This is a genomic window from Streptomyces sp. NPDC058674, from assembly GCF_042716505.1.
In the GTDB taxonomy this organism is placed as follows: Bacteria; Actinomycetota; Actinomycetes; order Streptomycetales; family Streptomycetaceae; genus Streptomyces.
Genome location: NZ_JBHXSC010000017.1, coordinates 46,628 through 62,451, shown reverse-complemented (window position 1 = coordinate 62,451; position 15,824 = coordinate 46,628). Strand labels below are relative to the sequence as shown.

The following is a 15,824-nucleotide window of genomic DNA, read 5'->3' as shown; positions in this document are numbered from 1 at the left end:
CGCCCCCCAGGTTCTAGCCTGGGGGGCGCACCACTTTCACGTGCCCGTCTGCGTGGCACACAGGAACGAGGATGAGATGACCGACCCAGTGACCCTGACCGGTGGCGAGGGGACGATCGGCGAGTTCGACGAGAAGCGGGCCGAGGCGGCCGTACGGGAGCTTCTGGTCGCGGTCGGCGAGGACCCGGACCGCGAGGGTCTGCGGGAGACCCCGGCGCGCGTGGCGCGGGCGTACCGGGAGATCCTGGCGGGGCTGAGGCAGAACCCCGAGGACGTGCTGACCACGGTGTTCGACCTCGGCCACGACGAGCTGGTCCTGGTCAAGGACATCGAGATCGTGAGCCTGTGCGAGCACCACCTGCTGCCGTTCCACGGCGTGGCCCACGTCGGCTACATCCCGGCGGAGAACGGCAAGATCACGGGTCTGTCGAAGCTGGCCCGCCTCGTGGACGTCTACGCCCGCCGCCCGCAGGTGCAGGAACGTCTCACCACGCAGATAGCCGACTCCCTCATGGAGATCCTGGACGCCCGCGGGGCGATCGTCGTCATCGAGGCCGAGCACATGTGCATGTCGGTCCGCGGCATCCGCAAGCCGGGCGCCAAGACGATCACGTCCGCGGTCCGCGGACAGCTCCGCGCCCCGGCGACGCGCAGCGAGGCCATGAGCCTCATCATCGCCCGCTGAGCCGCCTGCGGACGGGACGGCCCACCGCGGTGGACCCTCCCGGCCACGGCACGCACGGCAGTCACGGCTAGGCGGGGGCCGGGGCCTCGGGGGACTCCTCGTCGTCGTCCGGGAGCTTGAGGACGTGCTCCAGGAAGAGGGCGGCCGCGATGACGGCCGCACCCGCCAGGACCGAGAAGCCGGCGTACCAGGCCTGGTCGCGGCGGGCGGGGACGTCCAGGGACTCCGTGAGCAGGAAGACGCCCACGCCCCCGTACATCCCCGCCACGAGCGCCGCGACCAGCGCGCTGGACTGGCCGAAGACCACCGCGCGGGCTGCCATCAGCGGCTCGACGCCCTTGGCGCCCGGCCGCCGCTCGCGCTGGGCCTTCAGCCGGGCGCGCAGCGACAGGGCGGTGGCCAGTAGGACGACGGCGATGACCGCGAGCACGATCGGCGCGGCCAGCGGGACGCCGGGCAGGCCGCCGTACGCGTCCAGCAGGCGGGCTCCCGCCCAGGACAGGACGGCGGCGACCGCGAAGATTCCCGCCAGTACCGCCGGCCTCAGTGGTTTCACGTGCCCGTCCCCGCTTCCTGCGCCGATCCGTCAGCAGCCCACAGGTTAACGACTACTCGGGCAGGCGGAGTTCCAGGTCCGGGCGCGGCGTGACCCCGGCGAGGCCGATTCCGGCCAGCAGGCCGGAGACGGCTCCGCGGCCCGGGATCTGCGCCTGCGGGTCGATGTCGTTCCAGGGGGCCAGCACGAAGGCGCGCTGGTGGGCGCGCGGGTGCGGCAGGGTGAGCAGGGGGTCGTCGGAGACCACCTCGGCGTACGAGACGATGTCGACGTCGATCGTGCGCGGTCCCCAGCGCTCCTCGCGGACGCGGTCGAAGGCCTCCTCGATGGCCTGTCCGCGCTCCATGAGGGAGGACGGGGGCAAGGTGGTCTTCACGGAGACGACCGCGTTGAAGTACGCGGGCTGCGAGCCGGGGTCCACGCCCCACGGCTCGGTCTCGTAGACCGGGGAGACGGCCTTGACGCGCAGGCCCGGGGTGTCGCCGAGGGCGTCGATGGCGCCCTGCAGGGTCTCCAGCCGGTTGCCGAGGTTGGCGCCGAGGGCGATCACGGCCCATTTGGGGTTGGAGAGGGTGACGTCGGCCGCGTCGACCGCTTCCACGACGGATGCGGGTACCGGCTGCACCGTGGGGTCGCTCTGTGCGTTCAGTCCGTTGTTCATGCGCGGCTCCGGGTGATCGTGATGGTCACGTCGTCGAAGGGGACGGTGATGGGTGCGTCCGGCTTGTGGACGACGACCTCCACCTGCGCCACCGCTTCGTGCTTGAGGCACTGCTGGGCGATCCGCTCGGCGAGCGTTTCGATCAGGTCGACCGGTTCTCCCTGGACCACGTCGACGACCTCCTCCGCGACCACCCCGTAGTGCACGGTCTTGGCCAGGTCGTCATCGGCCGCGGCGGGGCGGGTGTCGATGTGGAGCACGAGGTCGACGATGAAGGTCTGGCCCTCCTCGCGTTCCCTGGGGAAGACGCCGTGGTGCCCGCGAGCCTTGAGGCCGCGCAGCGCGACACGATCCACGCGAATCACTCCTGCTTTCGTAGTGCTTCCGGTCCCGGGACTCCCCGGGGCCATGGGCCTACGCCGAGTGCGGTCGGCGTCGTCCGGCTTCGAATTTACCTGCGAAACACCCCGGGACCTGCCGGAGGGGTCAGGAGGACTCCTCGTCCTCGTCCTCGTCGGACTCCGTCAGGACGGGAGAACCGTGGTGGGACCACAGGCGCCAGCCCTCCGATGTGCGTCGGAACACATTCGTGGCGACGACCAGCTGGCCCACCAGCGGGCCGAGCTCCCCGCCGTCCTCGGCGGGGCCGCCGCTGAGGATGTTCTCCGTGCAGGTCACCAGTGCCGTGTCGCCGATGACGGCCACCTTGGTGTCGGTGAGGAAGAACTGGATGTACTCCGTGTGGGACATGATCAGCGCGTACGAGCGCAGCACCTCCCCCCGGCCGGAGAGCACCGGCCAGCCCGGGTGCACGCAGGAGATCTCGTCCTCCAGCCAGAGCGCCGACAGCGCGTCGAAGTCCCCTTGCTCCATGGCCTCGTAGAAGGCCGTGTTGACCTCTTCGACCGCTTCGATGTCGGTTCTGCTCACGTGGCTCCTTCTCGGTCGGTGGTCACAGTGCCCCTTCCACGGCGCGGGCCACCCGAACCGCGTCGGCCGTGGCCCGGACCTCGTGGACCCGTACGGCCCACGCGCCCTGGTGGGCGGCGATCGCGGAGACGGCGGCGGTGGCCGCGTCCCGCTCGCGCGCGGGCGGCGGCGCGGCGTCGTCCGCGCCGGCCAGGACCCGGCCGAGGAAGCGCTTGCGCGAGGCGGCGACCAGCAGCGGGAGGCCCAGGGCGCGCAGGGCGGGCAGGTGGGCGACGAGGGCGAGGTCGTGCTCGGCGTTCTTCGCGAAGCCGAGGCCCGGGTCGACGACGAGCCGCTCGGGGGCGATCCCGCCCGCGACGACGGCGTCGATGCGGGCCCGGAGCTCGGCGGTGACCTCCGCGACCACGTCCCCGTAGACGGCGAGGCCGTTCATGCCGGCGCTGAAGCCGCGCCAGTGCATCACGACGAAGGGGACCTCGGCGGCGGCGACGGCCGCGATCATCCCGGGGTCGGCGAGCCCGCCGCTCACGTCGTTGACCAGCACCGCGCCGGCGGCGACGGCGCGGGCGGCGACGCTCGCGCGCATGGTGTCCACGGAGACGGCGACCCCCTCGGAGGCCAGGCCGCGCACCACGGGGACGACCCGGCGCAGCTCCTCGTCCTCGTCGACGCGGGAGGCTCCGGGCCGGGTCGACTCGCCGCCGACGTCGACGAGGTCGGCGCCCTGGACGACCAGGTCGAGGCCCCGCTTGACGGCGGCGGTGGTGTCGAACCAGCGGCCTCCGTCGGAGAACGAGTCGGGGGTGACGTTGACGACGCCCATGACACCGCAGCGGTCCCAATCCGGAAGACCTGCGACCCGGCCCCTGCCGGTGGCTCCGCGCTTCGTGTTCATGGGTCCAAGGGTAGGGCTGACCTGGATACGGCAGGGCCCCGGCGCCTTTCGGCCGCCGGGGCCCGGGTGTGCGTACGGGAGGCGTACGGGTCGGTCGGGTCGAGGTCCTCGCGGGTCGTCCCGGCGCCTACGCGGCCTGGACCTCGCGCTCCGTCTGCTTCGGGACCGACGCCACGTGGTGGTGGGCGCAGGTCCGGACCGGCTTGGGCCGGCGGCGGCCGGCGAACAGCCGGGGCAGGGCCAGTGTGACGAAGCCCTCGGCCTGCATCGCGGCGAAACCGATGCGCGGCAGGTCGCGGGTCTGCCGGAAGACCACGAAGCGGGGCTCCCAGCGGGGGCGGAACTTCGCGTTGAACTTGTACAGGGACTCGATCTGGAACCAGCGGGAGAGGAAGACCAGCAGTCCGCGCCACATCCGCAGCACCGGGCCGGCGCCGATCTTCTCGCCGCGGGCGAGGGCCGAGCGGAACATCGCGAAGTTCAGCGAGACCTTCTCGATCTTCAGTCCGGGGGCGGCCTCCAGCGAGGCCACGATCAGCAGCTCGTTCATGCCGGGGTCGGCGGCGCGGTCGCGGCGCATCAGCTCCAGCGACATCCCGTCGGCGCCCCACGGGACGAAGTGCAGGACGGCCTTCAGGTCGCCGAAGGGGCTGGTGTCGCCCTCCTCGACGCGGTGGGCGGTGGCGATGAAGCAGTCGCCGTCGCCCGGGTCGCCGACGCGGCCGAGCGCCATCGAGAAGCCGCGCTCCGTGTCGGTGCCGCGCCAGGCGTCGGCGGCGCCGCGCACCTGCTCCAGCTCGGTCTCGGTGAGCTCGCTGACCCGGCGGACCTTGGTGGTGTAGCCGTTGCGCTCGATGCGCTTCACCATTTGGCGGACATTGCGCATGGCGCGGCCCGAGAGGGAGAAGTCTTTGACATCGACAATCGCCTCGTCACCCAGCTCCAGGGCGTCCAGGCCGGTCTCGCGGGTCCAGACCTCGCCGCCGGTCTCGCTGCAGCCCATGACGGCCGGCGTCCAGGAGTGGGCCTTGGCCTCCTCCATGAACCGCTCGATGGCGCCGGGCCAGGCCTCGACGTCGCCGATGGGGTCGCCGGAGGCGAGCATCACGCCGGAGACGACGCGGTAGGTGACGGCCGCCTTGCCGCTGGGGGAGAAGACCACGGCCTTGTCGCGGCGGAGCGCGAAGTGGCCGAGGGAGTCGCGGCCGCCGTGCTTGGCGAGCAGCCCGCGGAGCCTGCCCTCGTCGTCCGCGGTGAGCCGGGCGGCCGGGTGCTCGGGGCGGAAGGCCAGGTAGATGGTGGTGAGCGCGGTCAGCATGCCGAGCGCGCCGAGGGAGTAGCCGACGGTCCAGGACACCCGGCCGGCGTAGTCGACGGGGCCCTCGAAGCCGAAGAGGCCGTAGACGACGTGGGTGATCTGCTCGTACAGGCCCGGGTCGCCGATGACCTTGCCCGGGTGCACGTTGACGATGACCAGGCCCAGGCCGATGGAGCCGGCGCTCATCAGGACGAAGTTCGCCAGTGCCTTCCAGCGGCTGCGCGGGTCGGGCAGCGCCTTGAACTCGCTCTGGTGGCGCAGCAGCAGCGCGAGCAGTACGGCCGCGATGACCACGCCGATGACCGAGTGCCGGTAGAGGAACTGCGCCGCGGCGCCCGCGGGCAGCAGGACGACGGCCGCCCGCCAGGCGCGCCGCTTGTGCCGCTTGAGGCCGTGGGCGAGCAGCAGGAGCAGGACGCCCGCGCTGATCGACAGGGCCGCGGCGAAGGGGCCGAGGGAGCCGGGCAGTACTTCGGTGACCGCGTGGATCCGGCTGTGCCGGAAGCGCGGGAAGACCCCCGCCGCGATGTCCAGAAGCCCGACGATCATGACGGCCGTACCTACCAGGCCGGGCACCGACTCCGGCCGCGGTCCGCGGAGGATTCGACGGACCCCGCTCGGAACCTGTCCCGACTTATCGCCATCTATCCTGCTAGACATCGCTTCCCGTTGCTCCGCGAGAGATCAAGTGGCCGAAGGCCGCAACAGCCTCCGGTGTGTGGTGCGTCCATTAGGACGACATCGGCGAGGAGCGGGTTCACTCTTCCGCCGGAAATTTCCAGTCCTGCCATCAGAAAGTCGACTGACTGCTCATGGGTCTCACCAGTAACACGGTTCTGGCCTTGGCCATCATCGCCGGTGTCCTGCTCTTCGCAGCCACGGTGTGGTTCTGGCCGAAGCTATCGGGCCGCTCCTGGCGCGCTTACACCGGCCGCATCGGCCTGCTGCTGGCGACCCAGTTGGCCCTCTTCTCGGCTGTGGGTCTCGCGGCCAACAAGTCGTTCCTGTTCTACGGTTCGTGGGCTGACCTGTTCGGCCAGGAGACGTCCATCGGCAAGGTCGTCGACCACTCGATGAGCAGCGACGACATCAAGGTCATCGACAAGCAGGAGCTGGACGTCCCCGGCGGGGGCAAGCCCCAGGTGGGCGGTCAGATCCTGAAGATCGCCATATCCGGGCAGAAGTCCAGGATAACGAGCCCCGGCTACGTCTGGCTCCCGCCGGAGTACTTCCAGCCGCAGCACAAGGACCGCAACTTCCCGGCGTCCATCGTCCTGACGGGGTACCCGGGCACCGCCGAGAACCTCATCAAGGGCCTCGACTACCCGATGAAGGCCTTCAGCCTGTCCAAGGCGGGCAAGATGGAGCCGATGATCCTGGTCATGCTGCGCCCGACCGTCGCGCCGCCGCGCGACACCGAGTGCGTCGACATACCCGACGGGCCGCAGACCGAGACCTTCTTCGGCGTGGACCTCCCGCAGGCCATCACCGACACCTTCCGGGTCGGCAAGAAGCCCGAGAACATGGGCTTCATCGGCAACTCCACGGGCGGCTACTGCGCCCTGAAGATCGCCGCGCACTACCCGCAGACCTTCGGCGCGGCGGCGGCCCTGTCCGCGTACTACGACGCCCCGGACGACCCGACGACCGGTGACCTCTTCCACGGCGACGCCCGGCTGAAGAAGCGCGCGGACGTCCTGCACAGCATCGAGGCGAAGAAGCCGAGCGGTACGTCCTTCCTCGTCACCAGCAGCGAGAAGGGCGAGCCGAACCTCGGCGACACAAGGAAGTTCATCAAGAAGGTGAAGAGCCCGGACCGGGTCTCCTCGATCATCCTCGACAGCGGCGGCCACAACTTCAACACCTGGCGCCGCGAGATCCCGCCGATGCTGACGTGGATGAGCGGCCGCATCCAGGCCTGAGCCGAGCCGGCACCGGGCCGGGCGCGGACGTGACGGACGGAAGGGCCCGACCGCTTTGGTCGGGCCCTTCCGCCGTGTCCGGACCGGGGCTCAGGCGTCCTGGAGCTGGGCCCGGCGCAGCGCCCGGTGGACTCCCTCCGGGGTCAGTACGCCGACCAGCGCGCCGGAGGCCGGGTCGGTGACCCCGATCCGGCCCGAGTCCTCCTGGAGCAGGGCCGACAGCGCCTCGCGCAGCGTCGCCCCCAGCGCGACCGCGGCCGCCGGGGCCGGAGCCCCGCCGTCCGCCGCCGTCAGGTCGGCCTCCTCGACCGGGGTGACCGCCAGCCGCTTGAGGCCCCGGTCGGCGCCGACGAAGGAGGCCACGCACTCCGTGGCCGGCGCTCCCAGCACCGCCGCCGGGCGCGCGAACTGCTCGATGGTGCCCGTGCCGTAGACGGCGATCCGGTCACCGAGCCGGATGGCCTCCTCCAGGTCGTGCGTGACCAGCAGGATCGTCTTGCGCACCGTCTTCTGCAGCGTCAGGAACTCGTTCTGCAGCCGCTCGCGCACCACCGGGTCCACCGCGCCGAAGGGCTCGTCCATCAGCAGTACGGGCGGATCGGCCGCCAGGGCGCGGGCCACGCCGACGCGCTGGCGCTGTCCGCCCGACAGCTGCTCCGGGTAGCGGCCCCCGTACACGGCCGGGTCCAGGCCCACCAGTTCGAGGAGCTCGGCCGCCCGCGCGCGGGCCTTGGCCTTGGGGGTGCCGATCAGCTGCGGCACGGTCGCCGTGTTCTCCAGCACCGTCTTGTGCGGAAACAGCCCGACCTGCTGGATGACGTACCCGATCCGGCGGCGCAGCTCGACCGGATCGGCGGCCGCGATGTCCTCGCCGTTCAGCAGGATGCGGCCGGAGGTCGGCTCGATCAGCCGGTTGACCATCTTCATCGTGGTCGTCTTGCCGCAGCCGGACGGTCCCACGAGCGTGACCAGCTCACCCTCCGCCACCTCGAAGGACAGGTCCTCCACCGCCGTCGTCCCGTCGGGGTAGCGCTTGGTCACATGCTCGAATCGGATCACGCCCCCATCCTTCCCCAACTCCGCGGTGGTATGGGCGAAGGGTTTGTCAGGGGAGTGTTGCGTGCGTGCGAATAATTCCGGCCATTGCGGGCGCCGGGGGTTAAGGTCGCTCCTGGCCGTGCATGTGGGAAGAGACGTGCGTCCGGTGAACGGGGAGGTGAGGGGCGTGGCGGAGCGGAACTGCCTGGTGGCGAACGACTGGATCTGCTGGGACTACGTGACCTCGCGTTCCCAGGAGCTCACCGACGCGACCCTCGAACACATCTGGATCACCGGCGTCTCGATCGTCATCGGCATCGCCGTCTCCGTCCCCCTCGCCCTGCTGGCCCGCCGGGGCCGCCGCTGGGCGGCGCCCGTGCTCGGCCTGACCACCCTCCTCTACACGGTCCCGTCCCTGGCCATGTTCTCCCTGCTGCTGCCCGTCTTCGGGCTCTCGGCGGCACTGGTGGTGACCGGCCTGGTCCTGTACTCGCTGACGATCCTGGTCCGCAACGTGCTGGCCGGCCTGGAAGCCGTCCCCGCGGAGGTGCGGGAGGCCGCGCGCGGCATGGGGTACGGGCCGACCCGCCTGCTGTGGCAGGTCGAACTGCCGCTGGCGCTGCCCGCCCTGCTGGCCGGTGTCCGGATCGCGACGGTCTCGACGGTCGCGTTGACGACGGTCGGCTCCATCGTCGGCAAGGGCGGACTGGGCAACCTCATCGCGCCGGCCGTCAACACCTCCTTCAAGGCGCAGGTGCTCACCGCCTCCGTCCTGTGCGTGCTGCTCGCACTCGTGGCGGACCTGCTGCTGCTCGGGGTGGAGCGGCTGCTCACCCCCTGGACCCGGGCCACCGCGCGCCCGGCAGCACGGGCCGGGGGGGCCTGAGGCCGTGGGCGTACTGGAAGGGGCCTGGGACTGGCTGGCGGACGGCGCCAACTGGTCGGGGGAGAGCGGCGTCTGGCACCGGCTCGCCGAGCACGTCTACGTCAGCGGGATCGCCCTCGCCATCGCCTGCGCGGTGGCGCTGCCGGTCGGGCTCTACCTCGGCCACCTCGGCAGGGGCGGAGCCCTCGCCGTCAACGTCTCCAACGTCGGCCGGGCGGTGCCCGTCTTCGCGGTGCTGGCCCTGTTCATGGTCTCGCCGCTGCGCAACGCCGGGTACCTGCCCACCATCGCCGCGCTGGTGCTCTTCGCCGTCCCGCCGCTGCTGACCAACGCGTACGTCGGCGTGCGCGAGGTGGACCGCTCGGTCGTCGAGGCCGCCCGCGGGATGGGCATGTCCGGCGGCCAGCTCTTCCTGCGGGTGGAACTCCCGCTCGCGCGCGGGCTGGTGATGACCGGGCTGCGCTCCGGCGCCGTGCAGGTCATCGCCACCGCGACCATCGCGGCGATGGTCGGCCAGGGCGGTCTCGGCCGGATCATCACCGCCGGCTTCAACACGTACGACACCGCGCAGGTCGTCGCGGGCGCCCTGCTGGTGGCGGCGCTGGCCCTGCTCGTGGAGGGGGCGCTGGTGGCGGCCGACCGGCTGCTGCCGCGGACCACCCCCCGCTGAACCCTGTCCCTCGCCTCGAAACGGAGTACCCCCATGAGCAAGACCACGCGCGTCCTCGGCGCGTCCCTGGGCGCCCTCGCCCTGACGGTGTCGCTGGCCGCGTGCGGCGGCGACAGCCTGGAGAAGAGCAAGGACGGCGGCGCGTCCGCCTCCGACCCCTCTTCCGCCGGGGGCGGCAAGGGCAGCCTGGTGGTGGGCTCGGCGGGCTTCACCGAGGCCAACGTGCTGGCCGAGCTGTACGCGCAGGTCCTCAAGGACGCCGGCTACGGCACCTCGGTCAAGACGGTCAACAACCGCGAGCTGTACGAGCCGTCGCTCGAGAAGGGCGAGATCGACGTCGTCCCGGAGTACGCCGCCACGCTCGCGGAGTTCCTCAACGCCAAGGTCAACGGCGCGAAGGCGGCGGAGGAGAAGCCGGTCGCCTCCAGCGACGTCGCGGCGACGGTGGCGGCGCTGGAGAAGCTCGCCGGCCCGCTCGGCCTGAAGGTCCTCCCGGCGGGCGGGGCGGTCGACCAGAACGCCTTCGCCGTCACTGAGGAGTTCGCCCGGAAGAACAACCTGAAGACGCTCTCCGACCTCGGGAAGTCCGGCCTGAAGGTGAAGATCGCGGCCGGTGACGAATGCGCCGTCCGCCCCTTCTGCGCCCCCGGGTTGACGAAGACGTACGGCATCCAGGTCGCCGGGATCGACCCGAAGGGCGTCGGCACCCCGCAGGCCAAGCAGGCGGTCAAGGACGGCGCGGACCAGCTGGTCCTGACGACGACCACGGACGCCACCCTGGACACCTACGGCCTGGTCCTGCTGGACGACGACAAGAAGCTCCAGAACGCGGACAACGTCCTGCCGGTGGTCAACGCCAAGGACGCCGGCGCCCCGGAGGTCGCCGCCGCGCTCGACAAGCTCACCAAGGCGCTCACGACGGCCGACCTGGTCGACCTGAACCGCAAGGTGGACGCCGAGCGCGCCAAGCCGTCCGACGTGGCGAAGGCCTACCTGGAGTCCAAGGGCCTCGTGAAGAAGTAGCAGTTACGCGGTTGGTACGGAAATGTGGGGTAACCGCTCGGGAACAGTTTGCCGGGCGGGTACCCCACGCGACCTCAACGCACTGTAAATTTCAGGCCATGCCCCGTGGACGCCACCGCAATCCCGAACCCCTGCACCGGCTGCTCACGCCGACGACCGTGGCCGGCGTCTGCGCCGTCGGCGCGGGCGCCGCCTGGCTGCTTGCGGAACCGTTTGCGCTACGCCTGCTCGTGGCCCTCACGGCGGCCGCCGGCGTGTCCGGCGCCGTCGTCATGCGCGCCTGGGACCGGTCGGCGGGACGCCGGGTCGCGGAGCTCGCGCGCGAGCGGGTCAAGGACGAGTGGAAGACGGACGAGCGGATCGCCGAGCTCGAGTCCGACCTCGAAGAGGCCCGCGTGCTGCGGGCCCGGCTCGACACCAAGCTGCGGGCCAAGCGGGTGGAGTTGGCGGGGCTGCGCGGCGAGCACGCGGCGCTGCTGCGCCGGTACGCGACCGCCGAGACCGAGCGGGCGAGCGCCCTGGAGCGCCGCCGGCTGCTGGCCATCGAGGCGGCGGCGGCTCCGGCCGCGGCGCCCAGGGAGCTGCCCGCGGTCTCCGAGGAGCGCGACGGCGCCGGCGCGCCCACCCCGGTCGGCTACGCCCGGGCCCACGCTGCGCTGGGGGCCCTGGCCCGCAAGGCCGGCCCCCGGGCGCTGCCCGCGCCGGCCCCCGCGCCCGCCGCCCCCGCCCCCGAGGGCGCCGAGGGGCACCGGCGCCCGGCCGCCGCGGTCGCGGCGCGCAGGCCGGCCGCGGCCGTCGCCCCGTACGCGGCCCAGCGCCGGAAGGCGTCCCGTGTCGAGGGCGGCTTCGACTTCTTCGGCACCAAGAGCGCGGCGCAGTCCCGCGCGGCGATCGACGCGGTCCAGAACGAGGACCTGGCCGACGTGGTCGGCGCCGAGGCCCTGGCCGTGCACGAGGCCGAGTCCGCTCAGGACCCCGCCGGAGCCCCGGTCGAGCCCGCGACCGCCGAGACGCGCGCGGTGGGCCAGGTCATCGACCTCACCGCCCACGACGAGACCGAGCCGATCGACGTGGTCTCGCTGCGCACCGCGATCTCCTGAGGGCGGGCCGGGGCCGGGTCGGCACAGGGGCGGGATCAGAACAGCGGCAGCTGCCCCGGGTGCTCCGACAGCACGAAGCCGTCCAGCGTCGGCGCCGAGGCCCCGAGCACCACCCGGGCCCGGGAGCCGGGGCAGGACACCAGGTCGCCGCGGCCCCTCCCGGCAGGAGGGTCGTGGCGGGCGATCCGCCCCGCGGTGACGGCGCAGTCTCGGCCGCAGGCGGGGCAGGCCCGGCGAGGGGAGTGGGACATGCCCCCCAGTCTGCCCTGCCGCACCGACATCGGTGCGGGCGCTACTTGTCGATGTCGCCGACGACGAAGAAGAGCGAGCCGAGGATCGCCACCATGTCGGCGACGAGCTGGCCGGGCAGCAGCACGGCGAGGGCCTGGATGTTGTTGAAGGAGGCGCTGCGCAGCTTCAGCCGGTACGGCGTCTTCTCGCCCTTGGAGACCAGGTAGTAGCCGTTGACGCCGAGCGGGTTCTCCGTCCAGGCGTACGTGTGGCCCTCGGGCGCCTTGAGCACCTTGGGCAGGCGCTGGTTGACGGGCCCCGGCGGCAGCTCCGCCATCCGGTCCAGGCAGGCGACGGCCAGGTCGAGGGCGTTGTGGGTCTGGTCCAGCAGGACCTCGAAGCGGGCGAGGCAGTCGCCCTCGGTGCGGGTGACCACCTCCAGGACGTCCTGGAGGTCGCCGTAGGCCAGGTACGGCTCGTCGCGGCGCAGGTCGAAGTCGACGCCGGAGGCGCGGGCGATGGGGCCGGAGACCCCGTACGCGTGCACGGCCTCGGCGGACAGCACGCCCACCCCGCGGGTGCGGCCGCGGAAGATCTCGTTGCCGCGGACGAGCCGGTCGTAGACGTCCATCCGGGTGCGGACGTCGGCGATCGCGGCGCGGGCCCGGCCGAGCCAGCCGGCCGGGAGGTCCTCCTTGAGGCCGCCGACCCGGTTGAACATGTAGTGCATGCGGCCGCCGGAGATCTCCTCCATGACGGCCTGGAGCTCCTCGCGCTCGCGGAACGCGTGGAAGATCGGGGTGATCCCGCCCAGTTCGAGCGGGTACGAGCCGAGGAACATCAGGTGGTTGAGCACCCGGTTCAGCTCGGCCAGCAGGGTCCGCATCCACACGGCCCGCTCGGGGACCTCCATGCCGAGCATCCGCTCGACCGCCATGACCACACCGAGCTCGTTGGAGAACGCGGACAGCCAGTCGTGGCGGTTCGCGAGCATGACGATCTGCCGGTAGTCGCGGGCCTCGAAGAGCTTCTCGGCGCCCCGGTGCATGTACCCGACCACCGGCTCGGCGCTGACGATCCGCTCCCCGTCCAGGACGAGGCGCAGGCGCAGCACGCCGTGCGTGGAAGGGTGCTGGGGCCCGATGTTGAGCACCATGTCGGTGCTCTCCGCCGCTCCGCCGATGCCGACCGTGGTCTCCGTCATGCGCGCATTGTCTCAGCCGCGGCGGCGGCGCGCGGACCGGGCCGGGGCACCGCGGGCCCGGCCCGCTCCGGACGCCGCCCGCCTAGGGTGGGCGCATGGAAACGGGGACGACGGGCGGGGTGGGCCGGGCCGAGTGGGTGGGCCTGCCCGGGGGGCTGCTCACGCTGCGGCGGTTGCTGCTGGTGATCTGGACGACGGTGCTCACGGCGGTGACGGCGGTCGTCCTCGGTCTGGCGGTGGGCCCGGCGTGGGCGGCGGCCGCCGGCGTCTGGCCGGCGGTGCTGGTCTGGGGCTGGGTGCTGCTGGGCCGGAACTGGCGGTCCTGGCGGTACGCGGAGCGCGCGGACGACCTGCTGATCAGCCGGGGCGTGCTCTGGCGGGAGGAGACCGCGGTCCCGTACGGGCGGATGCAGCTGGTCGAGGTGACCTCGGGCCCGCTGGAGCGGCGCTTCGGGCTGGCCTCCGTGCAGCTGCACACGGCCGCCGCGGCGACGGACGCCAAGATCCCGGGACTGGTGCCGGCCGAGGCGGAGCGCCTGCGCGACCGGCTCACCGAGCTCGGCGAGGCAAGGTCGGCGGGCCTGTGACGTCCGATCGGGCGGGAGACGGACCGGTGGCCTCCGGCCCGCCGGAGGGCGTCGGCCCCCCGGCCCCTCCCGGGCCTGCCGCGGGCGAGCGGCGGCTGCATCCGTTCACCCCGCTGCGCCGGGCCTGGGTGCCGATCGCCGCGACCGTCGGCGTGGTCGTGCAGCAGGGCGACCGGGCCGGTGAGTGGATCGCGGACCTGTCCGCCCTGCTGCGCGTCCTCGCGCTGCTCGCCCTGGTCCTCCTCTTCGGCGTGTACGGCTTCCTGAGCTGGTGGTTCACGCACTTCTCGGTCACCGACACCGAGCTGCGCATCCGCAGCGGGCTGCTCTTCCGGCGCACCGCCCACATCCGCCTCGACCGGCTCCAGGCGGTGGACGTCACGCGCCCGCTGCTGGCCCGGCTGACCGGGGTCGCCTCCCTGCGGCTCGACGTCATCGGCACGGAGGACAAGGACGAGCTGGCCTTCCTCGGCGAGAGGGAGGCCGTCGCCCTGCGCGCCGAACTCCTCGCCCGGGCGGCGGGCTTCGCCCCGGAGGAGGCCGTGCGGCTGGGCCAGGCACCCGAGCGGGAGGTGCTGCGCGTGGCCCCCCGGGACATCGCCGTGTCCCTGGTGCTGAGCCTGAGCGTGCTCGCGGCGCTGGCCGGCGGGATCGTCGCGCCGGTGTTCATGTGGTGGATCAGCGCCAGTCCGTGGGCGGCCGTCGTCACCCTGCTCCCGGTGCTCGGCGCGGTGTGGGCGGGTACCGCCGGCCGCTTCCTCACCGAGTACGACTGGACGGTCGCCGAGTCCCCGGACGGGCTGCGCCTGGACCACGGGCTGCTGGACCGGGCCCACGAGACCGTTCCGCCGGGCCGGGTGCAGACCGTACGGATCGTGGAGCCGCTGCTGTGGCGGCGGCGGGACTGGGTACGGGTGGAGCTGGCCGTGGCGGGCTCCAAGAACGACGTCCTGGTCCCGGTGGCCTCGCGGGCCGCCGCGTACGGGGTGATCGCCCGGGTGCTGCCCGGGGTGGACCTGGCGGCCCTGGACTTCACCGGCTCCCCGGCGGCCGGCGCGCGCTGGGTGACCCCGGTGTGGTGGAAGGGCTACGCGCTGGCGGTGTCCGACGGGGTGTTCGCCGCCCGGCACGGCCGGCTGTGCCGGCGCACCGAGATCGTTCCGCACGCCAAGGTGCAGAGCGTCCGCCTCACGCAGGGCCCCTGGACGCGGGCCCGCGGCCTGGCCGACGTCCACGTCGACACCGGTGCCAACGGCACGGTCACCGCCCGGCTGCGGGCGACGGCCGAGGCCGCCGCGCTCCTGCACGCGCAGGCCGCCCGCTCCCGCACCTCCCGGGCCTCGGCCCGCCCGGACCGCTGGATGACCTGAGGCCGGCGGCGGGGTCCGGCGGGCAGGCGCCGGCTCGGGCCGCCCGGCCGGGCGGCGGGGCCGGCCGGGTTACGACGGCGGGTTGCCGCCGGCGCGGACCAGGCCCGTCTCGTAGGCGAGGACGACGACCTGGACGCGGTCGCGCAGGCCGAGCTTGGTCAGGATGCGGCCCACGTGCGTCTTGACGGTCGCCTCCGAGAGGACCAGCCGGGCCGCGATCTCGCCGTTGGACAGGCCCTGGGCCACCAGCAGCATCACCTCGCGCTCGCGCCCGGTGAGCCGCTCGACCTCCTTGTGCTGCGGCTCCTGCGTGGTCGTCGGCAGCATCGGCGCGAACCGGTCGAGCAGCCGCCGCGTCGTGGACGGGGCCACGACCGCGTCGCCGCTGTGCACCGAGCGGATCGCCCCGAGCAGCTCGCCCGGCGGGACGTCCTTCAGCATGAAGCCGCTGGCCCCCGCCTTCAGGCCCGAGAAGGCGTACTCGTCCAGGTCGAAGGTGGTCAGGATGATCACCTTCGGGTGCTCGTCGGGCTCGCAGATCCGCCGCGTCGCCTCGACCCCGTCCAGCTTCGGCATGCGGACGTCCATCAGCACCACGTCCACCTTGGTGGCCCGCAGCACCTCCAGCGCCTCCAGGCCGTTGCCCGCCTCGGCGACGACCTCCATGTCCGGCTGGGCGGCGAGCACCATCCGGAAGCCGGTGCGCAGCAGCACCTGGTCGTCGACGAGCATCACTCGGATGGACATC

Annotated in this window: 18 protein-coding genes; 8 read left to right on the top strand and 10 right to left on the bottom strand. The window is 72.7% G+C overall.

Annotated features, from left to right (window positions below):
• The first annotated feature begins 76 nt into the window (after positions 1-76).
• Positions 77-685 carry a GTP cyclohydrolase I FolE gene (gene folE, locus ACFWU6_RS11930; protein WP_383798451.1) on the top strand — a complete coding sequence of 203 codons (609 nt, stop codon included), beginning with the start codon at positions 77-79 and terminating at the stop codon, positions 683-685.
• Between the two features lie 67 nt (positions 686-752).
• Here folE and ACFWU6_RS11925 read toward each other — a convergent pair whose 3' ends face one another.
• The 6 genes from ACFWU6_RS11925 to ACFWU6_RS11900 all read right to left on the bottom strand — a co-directional run bounded on the left by ACFWU6_RS11925 (position 753) and on the right by ACFWU6_RS11900 (position 5,705).
• Positions 753-1,241 (bottom strand): DUF3180 domain-containing protein, encoded by a 489-nt coding sequence (locus tag ACFWU6_RS11925; protein ID WP_383798454.1) that lies wholly within the window; start codon positions 1,239-1,241, stop codon positions 753-755.
• 52 nt (positions 1,242-1,293) lie between these two features.
• On the bottom strand, positions 1,294-1,902 hold the full coding sequence (folK, locus tag ACFWU6_RS11920) for a 2-amino-4-hydroxy-6-hydroxymethyldihydropteridine diphosphokinase (RefSeq protein WP_383980627.1): 609 nt from the start codon (positions 1,900-1,902) through the stop codon (positions 1,294-1,296).
• Positions 1,899-2,258 (bottom strand): dihydroneopterin aldolase, encoded by a 360-nt coding sequence (gene folB, locus ACFWU6_RS11915; protein ID WP_150209025.1) that lies wholly within the window; start codon positions 2,256-2,258, stop codon positions 1,899-1,901. Before folB ends, folK begins: the two co-directional genes overlap by 4 nt.
• 130 nt (positions 2,259-2,388) lie before the next feature.
• Positions 2,389-2,832 (bottom strand): nuclear transport factor 2 family protein, encoded by a 444-nt coding sequence (locus tag ACFWU6_RS11910; RefSeq protein WP_383798461.1) that lies wholly within the window; start codon positions 2,830-2,832, stop codon positions 2,389-2,391.
• Positions 2,833-2,854: 22 nt separating this feature from the next.
• The gene (gene folP, locus ACFWU6_RS11905) at positions 2,855-3,727 is read right to left on the bottom strand and encodes a dihydropteroate synthase (RefSeq protein WP_383798464.1); all 873 of its coding nucleotides are present in this window, start codon (positions 3,725-3,727) and stop codon (positions 2,855-2,857) included.
• A gap of 127 nt (positions 3,728-3,854) precedes the next feature.
• Positions 3,855-5,705, bottom strand: a complete 1,851-nt coding sequence (locus ACFWU6_RS11900; protein WP_383980625.1) for a phosphatidylglycerol lysyltransferase domain-containing protein — start codon at positions 5,703-5,705, stop codon at positions 3,855-3,857.
• Between the two features lie 152 nt (positions 5,706-5,857).
• Between ACFWU6_RS11900 and ACFWU6_RS11895 the strand changes: the two genes are divergently transcribed.
• Positions 5,858-6,967 (top strand): alpha/beta hydrolase, encoded by a 1,110-nt coding sequence (locus ACFWU6_RS11895; RefSeq protein WP_383798470.1) that lies wholly within the window; start codon positions 5,858-5,860, stop codon positions 6,965-6,967.
• A gap of 90 nt (positions 6,968-7,057) precedes the next feature.
• Here the strand turns inward: ACFWU6_RS11895 and ACFWU6_RS11890 are convergent, their stop codons facing one another.
• Positions 7,058-8,026: an ABC transporter ATP-binding protein gene (locus tag ACFWU6_RS11890; RefSeq protein WP_383980623.1), complete on the bottom strand. Its 969-nt coding sequence runs from the start codon at positions 8,024-8,026 to the stop codon at positions 7,058-7,060.
• 166 nt (positions 8,027-8,192) lie between these two features.
• Between ACFWU6_RS11890 and ACFWU6_RS11885 the strand changes: the two genes are divergently transcribed.
• The 4 genes from ACFWU6_RS11885 to ACFWU6_RS11870 all read left to right on the top strand — a co-directional run bounded on the left by ACFWU6_RS11885 (position 8,193) and on the right by ACFWU6_RS11870 (position 11,684).
• Positions 8,193-8,891 (top strand): ABC transporter permease, encoded by a 699-nt coding sequence (locus ACFWU6_RS11885; RefSeq protein ID WP_383798476.1) that lies wholly within the window; start codon positions 8,193-8,195, stop codon positions 8,889-8,891.
• Between the two features lie 4 nt (positions 8,892-8,895).
• Positions 8,896-9,561 (top strand): ABC transporter permease, encoded by a 666-nt coding sequence (locus ACFWU6_RS11880; RefSeq protein ID WP_383980621.1) that lies wholly within the window; start codon positions 8,896-8,898, stop codon positions 9,559-9,561.
• 33 nt (positions 9,562-9,594) lie between these two features.
• The gene (locus ACFWU6_RS11875; RefSeq protein ID WP_383798483.1) at positions 9,595-10,584 is read left to right on the top strand and encodes a glycine betaine ABC transporter substrate-binding protein; all 990 of its coding nucleotides are present in this window, start codon (positions 9,595-9,597) and stop codon (positions 10,582-10,584) included.
• Positions 10,585-10,682: 98 nt separating this feature from the next.
• Complete coding sequence (locus tag ACFWU6_RS11870; protein WP_383798486.1) at positions 10,683-11,684, top strand: hypothetical protein; 1,002 nt, start codon at positions 10,683-10,685, stop codon at positions 11,682-11,684.
• 35 nt (positions 11,685-11,719) lie between these two features.
• Here ACFWU6_RS11870 and ACFWU6_RS11865 read toward each other — a convergent pair whose 3' ends face one another.
• Entirely contained in the window at positions 11,720-11,935 is a 216-nt protein-coding gene (locus ACFWU6_RS11865) for a hypothetical protein (protein ID WP_383798489.1), read from the bottom strand.
• Positions 11,936-11,976: 41 nt separating this feature from the next.
• On the bottom strand, positions 11,977-13,119 hold the full coding sequence (locus tag ACFWU6_RS11860; protein ID WP_383798492.1) for an NADH-quinone oxidoreductase subunit D: 1,143 nt from the start codon (positions 13,117-13,119) through the stop codon (positions 11,977-11,979).
• A gap of 95 nt (positions 13,120-13,214) precedes the next feature.
• Here ACFWU6_RS11860 and ACFWU6_RS11855 point away from each other — a divergent pair, with 95 nt between their 5' ends.
• Complete coding sequence (locus ACFWU6_RS11855) at positions 13,215-13,706, top strand: PH domain-containing protein (protein ID WP_383980619.1); 492 nt, start codon at positions 13,215-13,217, stop codon at positions 13,704-13,706.
• A complete protein-coding gene (locus ACFWU6_RS11850) occupies positions 13,703-15,076 on the top strand; it encodes a PH domain-containing protein (RefSeq protein ID WP_383798498.1) in 1,374 nt (457 codons plus the stop codon). The genes ACFWU6_RS11855 and ACFWU6_RS11850 overlap by 4 nt, the downstream gene beginning before the upstream one ends.
• 69 nt (positions 15,077-15,145) lie before the next feature.
• On the opposite strand, the gene ACFWU6_RS11845 is transcribed toward ACFWU6_RS11850, so the two are convergent.
• Positions 15,146-15,823, bottom strand: a complete 678-nt coding sequence (locus ACFWU6_RS11845) for a response regulator (protein ID WP_383798501.1) — start codon at positions 15,821-15,823, stop codon at positions 15,146-15,148.
• Position 15,824: the final 1 nt, after the last annotated feature.